This window comes from Sorangiineae bacterium MSr12523 (genome assembly GCA_037157775.1).
In the GTDB taxonomy this organism is placed as follows: Bacteria; Myxococcota_A; Polyangia; order Polyangiales; family Polyangiaceae; genus Pendulispora; species Pendulispora brunnea.
In genome coordinates this window covers 2,026,664-2,042,242 of sequence record CP089982.1, presented here as the reverse complement: position 1 = coordinate 2,042,242, position 15,579 = coordinate 2,026,664, and the positions used below count along the sequence as shown (strand labels likewise).

Below are 15,579 nucleotides of genomic sequence, written 5' to 3'. Positions count from 1 at the left end.
TCTCGCAGCAGGGCAAGTGCAATCGCTTGCCGAAGAAGGGGCGTAGTCGAATGGATCTATCGTCATTGAATCCGCTTGCCCGCGTGACCAATCTCCTTCCAGGTGGGGGCGAGAGCGCTCACGACGACCAGTTCAAACTCGCGGCGGGAACATTCCGAAGGAACGAACTTCGCGTCGCAGAGTTCAATGGTACGGAGCGCATCAACGACCTATACCTGTATCCCGTTCTCGTCGTCACCGATAAGCCCTTCGGGGCGCTCGTCGCGCTCAAGGGGCTTGACGCGTGCCTCTCGATCGGGGGAGTCGATGGTCACGACGCGCGCGCCATCCAGGGGATTGTCGCGCATGTGGAGACGCGGGGCGCCGTACCGGGTGACGAGGGCAAGGGGCGACGTCTCGCGGAACTGTTGATTGCACCGCGGCTCTGGCTATTGACCGAGAGGACGACGAACCGCGTCTTCTATCAGAAAACGCCGAAGGAAATCGTTCAGCAGGTTCTGGCGTCCATCGGGATCAAAGCGGAACACTGCTGCTGGCATATCAAGGAGGATCGGTATCCCAGATTACCAATCGTCATTCAGAGAAACGAAACGGACTACGAGTTCTTCTGCCGCGTCCTCTCGGAGGCCGGCATTTTATTCTTTTTCGACCATGCGTCCGATTCTCTCCTCTCGGGTGCTTCCGCGGTGGCTGGTGAGGCCGCCGCCATTGCCGACGCGATCGGGGGCGCGGTTGCCGACGTGGCTAATGAAGTAGGCAAAGCGACGAAGACGCTCACGATTCTGACGTTTACAGATAACGCGCGTCATCTGCCGGCTGTCCAGGACATGGCGGCCCTGAATGAAGCCGCCACGAGCGCGATCAAGAGCGGAATCGGCGCCCTGGCCGGGGCAATTGTTGGTGGCGATGCGGCTAGGGACGTCGAAGAAGCCGTGGATGATGTCGTGGAGAGCATGCCAGATTCGATCGTGTATGACGCCAGCGGCGTCAGCTCGGAGAAGGAGCGCTTTTGGGACTTCCGAGTAAAAGCCTCCATTGGACCGAAGCGTCTACACATCATCGAACGCGATATTCATGCCGGAAAGAATTGGGTAGGAGCGGTCGAAACCAAATCCGTAACCGCCGCGCTCCACGCGGGGGTTGGCCTTCATATGGGAAAGGGGGGCCCCTCGCTTAAGGCGCGAGGGAGCTTCGACTTCGATGTGGACGCTCCCAATCTGCCGCCGGAGATTCTCCGAAAGCACCTGTATCAGGTGAATCCCACATTGCGCTTTTACCAGGACCAGCGAGAGCGCATGGAGATGGAATTGCAACGCGAGCGGGTGCACAGTGTTATCGCGAGTGGGACGGGCAACTGCCGCCGGTTGGGCGCAGGATACCGTTTCATGCTGGAGAAGTACTCCTACGATGAACTCGATCGCGAATACACGACCGTCTTCTTCGAGTGCAAGGGCCAGGCTCACACGGATCCCTTCTCGGGCGAGACGCAGTACGCGTACTCTAATTCGATCGTGTGCGTTCCCGCTCATGTCATTCCCCGTCCCGCACGTCTGCGTGGACCGATCCTCGGCGACGACGTTGCGACCGTCGCGACCCAGGAGGGCGAGCGCGTGACATCGTTGTTGGACGCGGACGAGCAAGGACACGTGAAGCTCGTGTTCCCATGGGAGCTCGCGGCTGATGAGGTCACGCCGCGCGGCGCCCTCGCATACGGGGCCGAGCAGAGCGATGCTGCTCGCATTCCGGTGACTCAAGCTCTCGCTGGCGACAACTTCGGAACAAGAAACATCCCGCGCGACGGAGCCCACGTCGTGGCCGGTTTTTTCAACGGCCAGAGTGGAAGGCCACTCGTTCGAGGATGCCTCTTTGACGAGACGAATCGAATGCCCTTCCGTGGCGACCCGCGGCATTACCAAAAGATCGGCATCTTCTCCCAGACGATCCCCTACGATGGTGGGGCGAGCGAGATTTCAATCGACGATCAGCGTGGCGCCGAGCTTGTGAATGTGCACTCGCAGCGCGACATCGACGTGCACGCGCGCCATGAGTTTCGTGCACGAATCGACGCCAACGCCGTCGCTTACGTGGCGGGTCCCGTGAACGTCGAGGTCGAAGGCGCCTTTCTCACGCAGATCGCGGGGACGGAGAGACGTATGGTTCTCGAGAGCCGGGTGGACCATGTCAAGGATACCATCTCGACAACGTGCGGCTCTAGCGAGTTCACCGTCACGAGGGACATGTCGGTCAAAGCCGGGGGTCAGTACGAACTACAGGCAGCAGGCGAGAGCAAGGTGGCGCACGAGCGATCGCGCACCACCACGATTGGCGAAGACGATGTCACGTCCATCGGTCGGAACGAAATCGTGACGGTGCTTGGTGAAAGCAACAAGCACGTTTCCGGACAGTGCCGCGTCGCAGGAAAGAAGCTCCTTCTCGAAGCCGAGGAATCCATCCGCATAAGCGTCAAGGGTTCATCAATCGAGTTGCGTCCCGACGGCATCTACCTTTCCGGCGACACTGTCAAGTGCGTGTCGAAGAAGCTCGAGCTCCACGCCGAAGGCGCCGGCGTGCGTCTCGACAACCTCGTGGAAGTCATGTCGAGCGATATCGTCCTGCAGGGAGCGGGGGCACGCTTGAAGCTCGCGGAGGCTGCGCAACTCACGGGCAGGAAGATTCAGATTGGCAAGGGCGATGGGGCTACCGTCGGGGCGCAGAAGCTCAAAGACGCGACGGTCAAGAAAGCACCATTGATATGCCTCGATGAGGATAGACAGCCGCTTGCGAGTCGCAGATACCAGCTCGAAATCGGAGGTCAGCTGCTCGAGGGAATGACCGACGCCCACGGGCGGGTGATGGTCCCCATGGTTGATGACACGACGACGAGCAGTTGCACCGTGTGGAAGGGTGACTTTCCTGACGGAGAACGGGTTATATACCCCCTAACGCGAGGCCCTATCGAGAGCGCCGATTCCGTGTTGGGAGCGCAGCAGTGCCTTCGGAATCTGGGATGGTACTCCGGCCCCCTCAGCGGTGCGATGAACAGCACCATGCTCGACACGCTCCTTTGCTTCCAAGATCACCACGACCTCGAAGTCACCGGCGAGCTGGATAGCTCGACCTCTGCCAAGATCACCGAACTACATTCCCCGACGTAATCAAGAGGAAACCGGAACATGGGCAGCCCTGATTCCCCCAAAGTAACGACGCAGCATGCTCTGATCGATGCAACCGGCGCCGTCGTCGGCCCGTTGCCAGCGGTCAATGTGAAGCCCGCCGATCCGGATCCGAAGCGAAAGCTCCCTTTCGATTTAACCGGGATGTACGAGGCCGTTCCAGAGCACGGTCAAAACTCCAAGTGCATGGTGCACCTGAATCAGTTCGGACGCGCTGTGGTGGGGTGGCTTTCATCTCCGCTCAAGTTCGTGGATACCGGTGGGCGCTTCGGTATTGAAGAGGCGGTCTTCATCGGGAGCCTGGAGGACGATGATAAGGCGGACCGTGGCTATCGCTTCTGGCCCGTCAAGGTCGAGGACAGCTCGGCATGGGACCCGACCGCGGTGCTGTCACCGACCAACCCGTGGAACAAGGACAACCCGCCAGCGGATGTGAATTGGGGGCGTTTCGAGATCAAGGGAAATCGCATCGAGTTTCACTTCGAGAAGCCCGTTAGGCGCGAGCTCGTTGTTGAGCGAGTCAACGCATCGACGAGGATGTCGTCGAGAGCGACGATGTACCAGATTGACTCGCTCAAGAGGGTCCTGCTGGCGCGGCAACGCCACCCAACACCGTCGTCGTTCTTCGATATATCAAAACCATCCGGGGCTGTATGGCAAGAGTATCTCGCGCGGTTCGCTCCGGACGGGCAGATCGCGCAATTCGTCAAGATTTACGTAGATCCAGAAAGCGGCCGGGCGAGAAAGAAGTTTGCTGTCGACTCGATCAGCAACTTGCTCAAGTTCCCCTGGGACGGCTCCGACCAGGAGCCCTATCTCAACCTGTTGCTCGTCAAACAGATCATGGCGCAGGACACTGAGCGGCCGGGCCTCTCGATCGGTGGTGGTCCGGGTGCGCCAGAATTGGACCCAAACGGAATACCCACCGGCGGGCACGGAGAGCCAACGCCACCCGAAACCATGTCTATTCTGGAATGGCTCTCGAAGATCGCGGTCAATGAGCGGCACGTCGAGAATCGTCGTGCAGAAGTGCCGGCGAACTTCGAAAAGGTGCTGGTCTGTTCAGTCGTCTATCGCTACACCATGACCTTTGCAAGCACCGTGCTCGCAAGCCCGCCCTACCCCTTGTCCGCGGCGGTGGGTTTCTTCGACGTCGGCATCAGCGTTTCGGCCGCCACGCGCGGACCCGATGGGAATCCTGGGCCATTCACCCCCGTGGACGGTGGGGTCGCGGGGTTCACTGGGGCATTTATGGAGTTCAAGGCAGGCCTTGCGGACCCACCGGAATTACCTTCAGAGCTGGAGATGTATTCGGGTGAATATTTGGACCCGCACAAGCATTTTCGCGGCGCGACGTTTACAATAGCATCGATCGAAGCGGGAATTTCGGTCGGCGCGGGCGGCGCCGCCCCGATCGCAAAAGTTGGCGGAAAAGTCAAGGTGGTGGGGGGCAAGACGCAGATAATGCAGCTTCACCTCAATGGTAAGCACCTCTGCCTCGAAGGAGTCTTCGACGATGCCACCATCAAGCCGTCGCTCAAATGGGACAATAAGATTAAGTTGGATTGGGACAAGATCGAGGGTATTGCAGAAAAGGGAGACGAGTATACGGACGGCCTAGCTCCGTCATATCCAAAGAAGAAGCACCTCTCGGATCCGAAGGCTGCCCACAAGTATATACAGGCTGGCGTGAGCCTCGGGGCCGGACTCTTGATTGGCGGCTACGACCTGCCTGTCTGGCGGCGGCCGGCGCCCATCATCGAGGAGCATAGCGAGCGGGCGGCCACGGATGCTCGCACGGTATGTGCCTTATTCAAATACGATAAGAGCGATCTATTGGGTCCTCTAAACGGCTGGTCTCGCCTGTTTTTGTTCGAAGTGGTAATGGCGACCGAGGCCGCACTGTTCGACGGATTTCCCTATATTGAAATGAGAGGATTCTCGTCACCGGAAGGGCCACGGGGGTACAATCAACGGCTGTCGCAGAAGCGGGCGAATACGATGATGCAAAAGGTTCGAGACGTGAAGCACGTCCCAGATGGGCTCTGGAAGGCCATTGGGCTCGGAGAGCTCGGGCACGATCCCGATCCAGAGAACGACCCGGTATCCGCTCGGATCTGGAAGGAGGAACATTTCGCTGAGAAGGCCATGTGGTGGCAAAACCGCAAGGTCGAGCTGTGGGCCCGAGGCCAAGCGGCGGTCCGGATGTTGACGGTGGTTCCCAAGCGATAGGCTCATGTATTCTCGAGTTTGGAGGGCCCATGGCGAAACATGACGACGAGGTGCTCAGCTCACTTGGGCCGACGCCGCAGCGCGTGCGGCTGGCGGCGCGGGTTGCATCACCGAACACAATCGCGAGCCCGTTGACGGGGGCGCGTGCGAATGCATTCATGTGGCGGTTCTGGGCGGAAGATGCCGACGACCCATCACCGATGGATCCCTCCGATGCCCCCGAGAGACGCCAGTGGGCTACGGGCGATCTGGAGCTGGTTGCTGACAGCGGCGCGCGGATTCACGTGCCCGCCCGCGCGCTCTCTCTCGTCGCCGACGATGCGCAGCAGCTACGATTCCCACTGGTCCGACCGATACCGCCCGAGCTCGGCCCGCCGCTCGACGATGGCCGCATGTCGTTCTACGCCGAGACGGCATTCCGCGAGGGCGACGAGGTGGTGCTGGACGCGTGGCTCGCGCGCTCGCAACCGGCAGCCGCATTTCGAGATCGCGGCGATGCCGTTAGCGCGCCTTTCACCGCGCATCCAGAGCTCGGCCCGATTACGCTGATTGAACGGGCTGAGCCGTCATTTACGCCGTGGACCACGCGTGTGGCATCCAGCGTGTACTCGCTGTTCGCGCTCAAGGGTGGCCGCGGCGAAGTTGCCCCGCGGACATCCCTGGCGATCGCGCTGTCCGCCATCGGCTTTGCGACGAGCGCTTGCATGATCTTGATCAGCATCATGGCGCCGATCGAGCAGCCAGTACTCCTGACGGGCCTGCTCCTGGGGGGCATCGTTCCGAGCGCTCTTGCATACTCCGTCCATCCGTCGCTCTACACCGAAGGTGGCGAAGAGAAGATCCCGGTAGGCGATGTCCTCCGCACGGCGCCGCGATGGGCAATCTTTTTGTGTATCGGCTCGGGCTTGTGCCTTCTCTTCGTGGGCTTGGCGATGCTGGGCAACGGGCCCGTGGCCGACGAGTTCGAGATCAGCCATGCGGGGCTCGTGGGGCGGCCAGAGCGCGTGCGTCTCCTCGCCGGCATCGCGAACATTTGGTACGCGTGCTCGTTGGCGATCGCCCTCTCCGCGCGCGAGCTGCGGAATCAGCCTCGTGACTGAACGTGCCTGCCGACGCCCTCTTCGAGAAAGGACCAAGGGAGATGACATTTTTTTTGGCCCGCGGGGCCACGCTCGTGTGCAGCAAGGGGGGGGCGCCATCGCAGCTCGCCGTTCCGTCGCGGGATGGGTCGGGCGAATTGCCTGACGGATCGCCGATAGCGACCGCGCAGGACTTCGGCGAGGCGAACATCCTTCCTTTTGGCACGTGCAAAGTAACCCAGCAGGCGTGCAAGCCGTCTGTTCTCCTGCCATGGACGTCCGCGGGCGATGTCGTTGATGGGGACGGGATCGGTTGGCTCACCCAGGACTCGAAGTGCGTGTGCAGTGTAGGCGGCACGATCGAAGCGGCGGACGCAGGCCAGGACGCGATCGAGGTGGCGTAGACGATCGTGCGGGGCCATCGTGATTTCTCGGGAGCTCGAGAAGCCGCCGTCGAGGGGCGACGTTGCCCCACTCACCGTGCGCGATCCGCTGCCCGAGGTGTCTGGCTCGTCGAGCACACGTGTGGAGCGTGCCATCGCCGGCTCGGACTCCACGCGCTCGCCGACACGCCCGCAGGCTACATCCTGCCTGCTCACGGATATCGACGGCGCACTCGCTCCGTGCACGCGTTGCTCTACTCGGCGAGGCGCTGCGCGCCGTGATTGAGCCTTGAGAATGCTCCCCGGCGCGCGCCAGTGCCGATCCCGAGTGCTTGTAGCGCGAGCGCGCGAAAGAGCGGGTCGGATTGCACGCGGGCGCCGAGGATTGCGCGCAATTCGAAGACAAGCCTCGGGACGTCGAGGGAGAGAGCCGTGAGCGCGTCCTCAACTTTGCGCTCGAGGTACGCTTGCGCTTCGAGCTCCGTGCTGTGTTGCGATTCTACCGGCCTCGACACGATCGGCGGAATATCGCCGACTGCGTTCTCAATTTTGATGGGGCTGCCGTGCTTCTTCATCGGATCCTTCTTTCTCAATTGAGCTATCACAGCTCCTGCCACAACTTTGGCTGCGCCTACTCTCATCGGCCGCGAAGTTGGTTCGGGTTTTGATTATTTTTGCAGAGTTGTGGCTCAATTTCGAAGCAACCCGACCGGCTTCGGGCCGAAGTGGAACGATGAAATGTCGAATGCCGACGACGCTGTGGAGAGGGTGCGGGAGACGATCGTCGATCAAGCGGAACGGTGGATCGAGAACTGGGGAAACACGGAGGTTCGGGCGCGCAGCGACCTACGAAGGCGCCTCTCGGACCTCGCCACGAAGGTCTTTGAGCTCGGCCTCACCGAGGCTGGTCGACGCATTCAGCGCCGCCTCGACGCGCTCGCAATCGAGGAAGAGAATGATCGCTACGGTGGCCTTAGCAAGCGCTTCGCCCAAATCGCCAACGACGTACCTCGGTGGGCGCGCTCACCCGGTCCTGCATCCAAGCCGGACTCCGTGCCTCGGGTGCGGCGGGTCCGAGCTCCCTCGGTTCCCCCACCAAGCCGCCGCGCTCCGCTGATCGCCTCGGAGGCATCCAAGGAACCTCCGGCAAGTGGACCGCCCTCGAGCCGCGGGCCAAAGCTTTACCCGCTATCCGCGCTGGTTCAGAGCATCCAGGGCATTCATCAAGGGAGCTCCAGCGAGACGTATCCCGGCGCGACGCTGATCGGCTTCTATCCTGGGAGCCGGCGAGAGGCGCCGTGGGTCTTGCTCGAGACCCGTGACTCTCTGGACCAGGTGGTCGCCTATTTCCGTCGTCGGAAAGCGATTGAGACCGGCCATCCTGGAGTGCGGGGGGCCCAGGCCGAGCTCCGGTATGACACCGGCATGCACTGGATCGAAGTTCGCATCGTCGCGCCACCTCACGCGCCGACAAGCATCCGGCTATCGGCGAGCCTCAAGGACGTCGACGCGGACTCCGGCAGCGCGTCCCCGTTTCTACCGGGGACCATGACGCCCGAGGATGATGCACCCGCCGCCGACGCCGCCGAAAGTGCCGTGACTCGGATACGTCCCCAAAAGTAGACATCCGAGCTCCGCGCGCAACTGCAACCGTACCGCTGGCGTCAGCTTGCCCTCCAAGGCCCGGTGTCGCCTTCGCGCTTCTTGGTGGTGGGAGTGGTCGAAATGCCCGCGCGAGAATGGGCGCACCTGCGACCAGGTGATGTCATTCGACTCCGGCGTTCGGTAAGCTTGCCGGCCATCATCCGCGTCGGAGCCCGAGTGTCGGCGCACGGCGACCTCGTGGAGATCGACGGCGAGGTCGAGGTGCGAATCCTAGAGAAGGTCGCCGCTTCCCCTTGCGAGAACGAGGAGAGCCGCGCTGACGCGGGCGGCTCTTCCTCATGGCCGACCGCCGCTCCGTGTCACAACCGCTTGTTCCACATTCCGGCGGCCGTGGCTCCTTCAACGCCGGGCGATACCTTGGAGAGCGCGTACGTGATGTCACCAATCATGGCGCTCCCTTGGCGCGTCCAGAAGAGCTGCCCGTATCGGTGAGCGAGGTTACGATTCGGCAGCGCGGCGAACAACGTGGCGAGGACGTTAACGCCTCCACATCCGTGCGTGGCCAGTGCAAGCGCCGAGCACGTGCGCACGAGCTCCGAGGGATCGCCATCATGGATCTCGGTCAGGACAGCTTCGAATGCCGACGTGCCTTGAAGCAGCCGGGCGCAGGCGACTGCCATCGCCGCGCGTACCGCCGAGTGTCGTTCCATCGAACGACCCGCGGCGGGCGCAAGGGCGCTTCGCGCAAACAGAAATGCCAAGATCCGCATGTGTTCGTCGCGAAAGGTGCCGAGGAGGTAGTTCGCAGCGGCGCGGACGTTCCATACGCCGCGATGCGCGAGCGCGAGAAAGACGGGGATGCCTGGGCGCGCCGCTCGATAGCAGTGTTCCATGATCAACCCATGGGCCGCGCTCGGCGACGACCCGAGATCCGGTCGTACCGAGTACGGCCGAGCGACCAGGTGCGCGAGGGTTCGTAGGATGCCCGCTTTGCCGCTCACGCGATCGGCGGCGAGCACCTCAATGAGGTGGGGAATGGCCGCCGGCGCAGCATCGAATCTGGCGCCCCCATGGAGAAGCCGCTCGTTGAGTGCCAGCAGGGCCTCGCTTCGTGCGTTGGCATCTGAAGACATGAGCGCGCGCAGATGGCCGGGGATGTCAACCGCACTCCCGTAGGCGTGCCTAAGTGTCTGCCAGTCGGTTTTGTCGAGAGACTCGAGAAGCGTGGTGGAGGCTCGTTGCATGGCTTTCTTCCTTTTGTGCCGCCGCGGAGCAATGCGTGACCGACAGCGCCGAGCCATGCCAGACTCGACAGTTGTCACAGTTTTAAGAGCCGCGTGGTCTCAATCTCAGTCGACCTGTGCGTCTCCCCTGTTTCTCAGGATCTCTATGCGCGGCAAGAGCGCCCGCGATGGTTGTGTTGAGTCTCAGGCCGAAAAATCGTCTCAACTGACGCAACAACTGAGACTGCAGACCGAAATGGTTTCCTGAGGAAAGCGAGAGAGAGCTGCCGGGGACTGCGCAATCAGAGCGGCGTGGTGAATACAACATCGGCCGGGCGTCACCGGGAGCGGAACCCATGAGCGAAACCTACGTACCGCGATATCGAATTCCACGGGCCCTTCTCCTAAGGCTGACCCAATCGGGCATCGACCTCGAAGCCCTGGCAAAGACGGCCGGCCTTAACCCTCAGCGGCTGTCCGAACTTCTGCCGAGCGCACAGAGGGACGTCTTCCTGGCGGGAGCCGCGAGCAGGCTTCCCCCGGGGTCTGGATTGTCTATCGGGCTCACTGCGCCCATCGAGCTGCTCGGCCTGACCGGCTTGGCCGTGATGTCCTGCTCCACCGTGAGCGAGGCCCTCGCCCTCCTCGCTCGCCGCGTGCCCGCGATGACAGGGGATGCCATGGCGATGGTGCCGCGGATCGGCCAGACGGCTGTCCGATTTTTTCCCGTCGAGAAGGCGTCCTACGCGAGGCAGACCGTCGAACGCGAGCTGAGCTTCGTGCTGGGACTGGTCCGACGCCTCACGGGGAAGCCGGCATCCCCCGTCTACGCATCGTTTGCGTTCGCGCGCCCCGAATATCACACGCGCTACGGCATCACGTTTGGCTGCCCGGTCCACTTCGACCAGCCGGTGAATGAAGTCTGCTTCAAGGACTCGGACCTGGCAGGTGGCGTTGTGACGTCAAACCCCGATCTGGAAGCGATCTTCCGGGTGCAAGCCGAGGAGGAAGCTCTGATCCAAGACTCCTCGGCTCACATTGAGGCGAGGGCGCGTGCTGCGCTCCGAGGAGCCCTCTTCGGCCACGCACCCGATGCCCCCGAGCTCGCCCGCTTGCTCCGAGTGCCCGATCGAGAGCTGTCCGAAGGACTGAAACGCGCGGGAACGTCTTTTCGCACGCTGCTCGACCAGGTGCGCCGCGAACGCGCCCTCCTCGCGACGCGACAGCCCCCGTCGCGCCTGCGGAAGCAGATCGCGTTCCTCGTTGGTGTCGACCCCCGCAACCTCGACCGGTACTTTCGGATATGGACGGGCATGACACTCGGCGCGTATCAACAAGCGTCCCAGCTCGGCGGAGACGCGGCTGATATCCGCGCGGAACCACCCACCGGCGAGACCGCAACTTGAGGGCCGCGCTTGCCCCTCGGTCGTCCTTGACACAACCAACGAACCGAAGACCTACGTCGCTAAGTTGAGGGCACATCTCGCCTTCCGACGGAAACAACTGTGTCAGGTCGATGCGACGCTTTTTTCGGGCAACTCGCCGGTCATCCTAACCGAACCTTTGTGCGGGTGGTCACAACCATGGCGTCGCACAGTCTCGCCCCTCCAGCCGCCCCATCGACACCAAACATCTCACCAAGGAACCCATGCTCACCGAACTCGACTCGTCGCAGGCGCTCACTCCTACCGCGCCCGCCGATCCACCGGCATACCCCACCGCTCGATCTGCCGATTGGCGCGGCGCGGTAATCGGTGCCAGCGCGCTCAAAATCCGGAGTCTCCTCCAAATCAGGCAAGTCACATCAGACGCCGAATACGAGTGCGTGATCCATCTGCGTCACGACTGCTATCGAGGCGCAGGCAAACTCCCCTCGGGCACCAACACAGATGCCGCCGCTCGGCGCGGCGATGACGATGCCAGAATCTTCGGCCTCTGGCTCGGCCCTGTGCTCGTTGGTACCTTCACCGTGCGCGTTCCGAGAGCGGGGGACGTCCTCGAGACGATCGACGGGGCACTTGGCTACTACCCATCCGATCTCCCCTCGAAGGCGTCGGTCATTGAGGTGTCGGCCCTATGCGTCCGGCGTGGCTTTCGACGAACGGATGTTTTCAAGGCCGTCTGCGAGCAGGTGCATCGCATTCTCGTTGAGACAAATCGATCTCACATCTTATTGGCTGCGGACGAGCGCCTACAAAGAAAATATCGTTTCATTCATTTTCGGCTCACGAGACACTCTTATATCAAACCGTATGGGCGTATTCACGTGATGGTATCAAATCAGAAGCCCTTGGGGATTTATGGCCTTCATACCGACCCGATCCGGTGGCACATGTTCCTGCGCGATGTGACGGACCAGCTCATCGCGGAGAACAAGCTACGCCATGGGCTGCTCGAGAAGTGCATATTCTGGGTCTATCGACAATTCGCCGGGCTATCTACCGCCGTGGAGGCGCAACTTGCGGCGCCCAGGAGGCTCACGTGATCACAGACACCATTGGCGCCGCGCCTCGCTCCGCGAACGCCTACGAGAAGTTGGTCCGCGATATCTTTGCATCCGCCGGAATTCCAAGCGACGGAAGCACGCCGCACGCCATTCGGGTTCGCAACCCTGCCTTCTATCACCGCTTTCTGCGCGACGGCACGCTCGGGTTGGGCGAGACGTACATGGACGCGTGGTGGGACTGCGACGACCTTCCCGAGATGATGGCACGCTTCGCAAAGGCAGGAATATCGCGACGCTTCCGGCTGAACCCGCGATTTATACTAAATCGCTTTCGAGCCAAGCTCTTGAATGAAGGAAATGTAAAGAACGCGCTATTCGGGGTTCGCAAGCACTACGATATCGGCAACGACCTATTCGCGGAAATGCTGGATCCGCTCATGGTATATACGTGCGGGTATTGGAACGAGGCTAACAACCTCGCCGATGCGCAGGTCGCCAAAATGGAGCTCATTTGTCGGAAACTCGACCTACGACCTGGAATGCGCGTTCTGGACATCGGCTGCGGTTGGGGAAGCCTTCTCAAGTACGCTGCGCAGCGCTATGGAATTGTCGGCGTCGGCGTTTCCAATTCGGTTCAGCAGTTGCTGCTTGCGCGCGACCTTTGCACAGGTCTCCCCATCGAATTCCTCGAACGCGACTATCGAGCGATCACGGGCAAGTTCGACCGCATTCTGTCGGTTGGCATGTTCGAGCACGTGGGCTATCAAAATCATCGCACGTACATGGAGGTCGTAGATCGCTGCCTCGACGAAGGTGGGCTCTCCCTTCTGCACACCATGGGCCGCACGGCATCGATGACGCGAGGAAATGATCAATGGATCACGAAGTATATTTTTCCAAATACACAAGTTCCGTCGCTCGCGCAAATCGGTACAGCGATTGACGGCCTCTTCGTCCTCGAAGACGTCGAGAATTTAAGCACGGACTACGAGAAGACGCTCCTCGCCTGGCACGAGAACTTTGTCCAGAACTGGCCTCGACTTGCGCAAGGCACTCGGGCATCGTATGGCGACGAGACGTTCCGTCGAATGTGGGAGTACTACCTCCTCATTTTTGCGGGGTGGTTCCGCGCGCGTTCGCTCCAATTGTGGCAATTCGTCCTATCGAAGGGCGGCTGCCCTGGCGGATACCCCTGGCAGAAGGAGCGCCGAGTACTGTGGGCGCGCGCGTGACGGGCCCCCTCCGCATCGCGGTAGTAGGTGGCGGCGTCGCGGGAATCACGGCAGCGCACCTGCTCCAACGGAAGCACATCGTGACACTCTACGAGCGCGACCGGCAGATTGGCGGACACGCCAATGCCGCTCGGATCGAAGAGCCGCTCGATGGGCATGGCGCCTCGCGGCGGACAGTCGAAGTGGATACCGCCTTTCTGATCTTTCACAGCGGCTCATATCCCTTATTCATGCAGCTCCTTCGGGAGTGGGGCCTGCAGGACCGGTGCATCGACGTGGAAATGTCGTTCGGTTTCCTAAATCAGAAATCCGGCCTTCGATACACGGTGAACCGAGGCATCGGCGGCGCCTTCGTTCAACCGCACAACGTTCTCCGTCCTCGCTATTTGAGGCTACTCGCGGAGATATATCGCTTTCGACGGTCGAACTTCTCGGACCTCGAAGGGGATGAGAAAACGACGCTCGGCGAGTATCTACGAAGGCGAGGCTACTCGGAGTCGTTCATCGAGGACTTCATCTTTCCAATGGGTGTCTCCGTCTGGTCGCTGCCGCTTCGCGGGATGTTGTCGTTCCCCGCCGCGACCTTCGCTCGGTTCTTCGCGCACAACCGCATGCTCAAGATGGCGCACGGGGCACGGTGGCAGACGCTTCGCGGCGGCAGCCGTCAGTACATTCGCGCCTTCTTGCGCAATTTTCGCGGGCAGGTCGAGACAGGGTATGCCGTTCAAGCGGTGCGACGACCTCTCTCCGGCCGGCCGCGCATCGTTCTCAAGAACAGCCGCGAACACGAGTACGACCGCGTGGTGATCGCGACACACGCGGACGATGCCCTTCGCCTTCTCCGGGAAAGCGCGACCGCGAAGGAGCGGCGCCTTCTCGGAGCGTGGCGGTACTCCGCGGCCAAGACGGTGCTCCATACCGATGCGAGTGTCCTTCCTGGCAACAACCTGGAAAGCTGGGGAAGTTGGAACGTCGTGTATACGCCGGGCGCCGACGCCACGGTGACATACGACATCACGCGAATTCAGCGGCCCGCAAATCGGAAGCAATATTTTGTGACCATCGGTGACGTCGACGTCAACCGATCCAAAGTTCTGCACCGGTACGAGTACCGCCATCCCCTCTACGATGCTCGTGCGATAGCAACCCAGCGACACCTGTGGGAGCTCAATACGGGAGACGGCGTCCTTTATTGTGGAAGTTACTTCGGCCGTGGGTTTCATGAAGATGCCATTCGGTCCGCGTCGCACGTTGCCGAGGGCCTGGGCGTCGAGTGGTGATCAGAAAGGAAGGTTCGACATGCTGCGGCGGTTCAAGAGAGATCGCTATATGCTGACAAAATACTACGCCGCGAGCACCCTCGTGTTCGTGGCCGCCATCGGCGTCGCACGATACGTGAGACATACCTCGTACGAACCTTCGCCGTGGGTCTGGGTCGCCTGTTTGGTGCCTCTCATCATTTCCAACTTTAGCGCCGTGGTCGTGTCCAATTTGCTCTGCGTCGGGCTGATGCTCGAATATCATCGCGCCGAGCTGTCGGCGTGGCATCTTGCCCTCTTACCGCTGGGTATATATGCGGGGATGGTGAACGTTCCCGTAATCCACAACTGCGCGCACGGAAGCTTTCGCCCAGTATGGCTGAATCGAATACTGGGAGAGCTCTGCGCGGTGCATCTACTCTCTGGGTATCCCGGTTTTGTAATCCTGCATCTTCTGCACCATCAGTACGCGGACGATCCGGATCTCGACCCACATCCGAACCTCGACAAGACATTCTGGCAATATCTAAATGGTCTTAAGGGAAGCCTCGCGCGAGCGTTTCGGCGCAACTACTTTGGGCTCTGGGGAGTCTCAGCGGCAACGCGGTGCGCGTGGCGCGCAGTGCGCCTCCTTTTGCCCGTCAATCGTGTCCTAAAGGCGCTGTTCGTGTTGGCTATTCTGGGACCGATCCCCTTCACCATATTTTACATTCCGTCGTTCATCGCGAACCAGTTGACGTACGCTCACATCAACTATTACACGCACGCAAGACGCGCCGACGGAAGGGTCGAGATCGTAAATTTGAACCATACGGCGGTGTATAGGTTCCTAAACGCCGTACTGCTCGGCATCTATTTTCACAAGAATCATCACCGTAGGCCATTGGAGTTCAATCCACAGAACGCCGCGCCGCCGAAGGCTGCTTGACGGCGCAGAGATGAGGGTG

The 15,579-nt window shown here is 61.2% G+C and carries 12 protein-coding genes; 10 read left to right on the top strand and 2 right to left on the bottom strand.

Going from position 1 to position 15,579, the window contains the following annotated elements:
- Positions 1-50: 50 nt before the first annotated feature.
- Genes LZC95_08190 through LZC95_08175 form a run of 4 tightly spaced genes read left to right on the top strand, consistent with a single transcriptional unit; the run spans position 51 to position 6,888 of the window.
- Positions 51-3,155, top strand: a complete 3,105-nt coding sequence (locus LZC95_08190; protein ID WXA96815.1) for a peptidoglycan-binding protein — start codon at positions 51-53, stop codon at positions 3,153-3,155.
- Between the two features lie 18 nt (positions 3,156-3,173).
- Positions 3,174-5,405, top strand: coding sequence for a hypothetical protein (locus LZC95_08185; GenBank protein WXA96814.1), 2,232 nt, complete (start codon positions 3,174-3,176; stop codon positions 5,403-5,405).
- Positions 5,406-5,434: 29 nt separating this feature from the next.
- Positions 5,435-6,505 carry a hypothetical protein gene (locus LZC95_08180; protein WXA96813.1) on the top strand — a complete coding sequence of 357 codons (1,071 nt, stop codon included), beginning with the start codon at positions 5,435-5,437 and terminating at the stop codon, positions 6,503-6,505.
- A gap of 41 nt (positions 6,506-6,546) precedes the next feature.
- Complete coding sequence (locus LZC95_08175) at positions 6,547-6,888, top strand: DUF4280 domain-containing protein (GenBank protein ID WXA96812.1); 342 nt, start codon at positions 6,547-6,549, stop codon at positions 6,886-6,888.
- A 233-nt stretch (positions 6,889-7,121) separates the two neighbouring features.
- On the opposite strand, the gene LZC95_08170 is transcribed toward LZC95_08175, so the two are convergent.
- A complete protein-coding gene (locus LZC95_08170; GenBank protein WXA96811.1) occupies positions 7,122-7,442 on the bottom strand; it encodes a hypothetical protein in 321 nt (106 codons plus the stop codon).
- 163 nt (positions 7,443-7,605) lie between these two features.
- On the opposite strand from LZC95_08170, the gene LZC95_08165 reads away from it, so the two are divergent.
- Positions 7,606-8,490: a hypothetical protein gene (locus tag LZC95_08165; GenBank protein WXA96810.1), complete on the top strand. Its 885-nt coding sequence runs from the start codon at positions 7,606-7,608 to the stop codon at positions 8,488-8,490.
- A 341-nt stretch (positions 8,491-8,831) separates the two neighbouring features.
- Here LZC95_08165 and LZC95_08160 read toward each other — a convergent pair whose 3' ends face one another.
- Positions 8,832-9,716 carry a hypothetical protein gene (locus tag LZC95_08160; protein ID WXA96809.1) on the bottom strand — a complete coding sequence of 295 codons (885 nt, stop codon included), beginning with the start codon at positions 9,714-9,716 and terminating at the stop codon, positions 8,832-8,834.
- A 335-nt stretch (positions 9,717-10,051) separates the two neighbouring features.
- On the opposite strand from LZC95_08160, the gene LZC95_08155 reads away from it, so the two are divergent.
- The 5 genes from LZC95_08155 (at position 10,052) to LZC95_08135 (ending at position 15,560) form a co-directional block, all read left to right on the top strand.
- Positions 10,052-11,101, top strand: coding sequence for an AraC family transcriptional regulator (locus LZC95_08155; protein ID WXA96808.1), 1,050 nt, complete (start codon positions 10,052-10,054; stop codon positions 11,099-11,101).
- A gap of 242 nt (positions 11,102-11,343) precedes the next feature.
- Positions 11,344-12,180, top strand: a complete 837-nt coding sequence (locus LZC95_08150; protein WXA96807.1) for a hypothetical protein — start codon at positions 11,344-11,346, stop codon at positions 12,178-12,180.
- Positions 12,177-13,373: a cyclopropane fatty acyl phospholipid synthase gene (gene cfa / locus LZC95_08145; protein ID WXA96806.1), complete on the top strand. Its 1,197-nt coding sequence runs from the start codon at positions 12,177-12,179 to the stop codon at positions 13,371-13,373. Before LZC95_08150 ends, cfa begins: the two co-directional genes overlap by 4 nt.
- Positions 13,370-14,653 (top strand): FAD-dependent oxidoreductase, encoded by a 1,284-nt coding sequence (locus LZC95_08140; GenBank protein ID WXA96805.1) that lies wholly within the window; start codon positions 13,370-13,372, stop codon positions 14,651-14,653. Before cfa ends, LZC95_08140 begins: the two co-directional genes overlap by 4 nt.
- 19 nt (positions 14,654-14,672) lie before the next feature.
- The gene (locus LZC95_08135) at positions 14,673-15,560 is read left to right on the top strand and encodes a fatty acid desaturase (protein WXA96804.1); all 888 of its coding nucleotides are present in this window, start codon (positions 14,673-14,675) and stop codon (positions 15,558-15,560) included.
- Positions 15,561-15,579: the final 19 nt, after the last annotated feature.

What these genes read in the sequence shown, in the direction of transcription:
- LZC95_08170 (WXA96811.1), bottom strand. Translation starts at nt 7,442, where the DNA reads ATGAAGAAGCACGGCAGCCCCATCAAAATTGAGAACGCAGTCGGCGAT.
- LZC95_08190 (WXA96815.1), top strand. Translation starts at nt 51, where the DNA reads ATGGATCTATCGTCATTGAATCCGCTTGCCCGCGTGACCAATCTCCTT.
- LZC95_08165 (WXA96810.1), top strand. Translation starts at nt 7,606, where the DNA reads ATGTCGAATGCCGACGACGCTGTGGAGAGGGTGCGGGAGACGATCGTC.
- LZC95_08180 (WXA96813.1), top strand. Translation starts at nt 5,435, where the DNA reads ATGGCGAAACATGACGACGAGGTGCTCAGCTCACTTGGGCCGACGCCG.
- LZC95_08150 (WXA96807.1), top strand. Translation starts at nt 11,344, where the DNA reads ATGCTCACCGAACTCGACTCGTCGCAGGCGCTCACTCCTACCGCGCCC.
- LZC95_08155 (WXA96808.1), top strand. Translation starts at nt 10,052, where the DNA reads ATGAGCGAAACCTACGTACCGCGATATCGAATTCCACGGGCCCTTCTC.
- LZC95_08135 (WXA96804.1), top strand. Translation starts at nt 14,673, where the DNA reads ATGCTGCGGCGGTTCAAGAGAGATCGCTATATGCTGACAAAATACTAC.
- LZC95_08160 (WXA96809.1), bottom strand. Translation starts at nt 9,716, where the DNA reads ATGCAACGAGCCTCCACCACGCTTCTCGAGTCTCTCGACAAAACCGAC.
- LZC95_08185 (WXA96814.1), top strand. Translation starts at nt 3,174, where the DNA reads ATGGGCAGCCCTGATTCCCCCAAAGTAACGACGCAGCATGCTCTGATC.
- LZC95_08175 (WXA96812.1), top strand. Translation starts at nt 6,547, where the DNA reads ATGACATTTTTTTTGGCCCGCGGGGCCACGCTCGTGTGCAGCAAGGGG.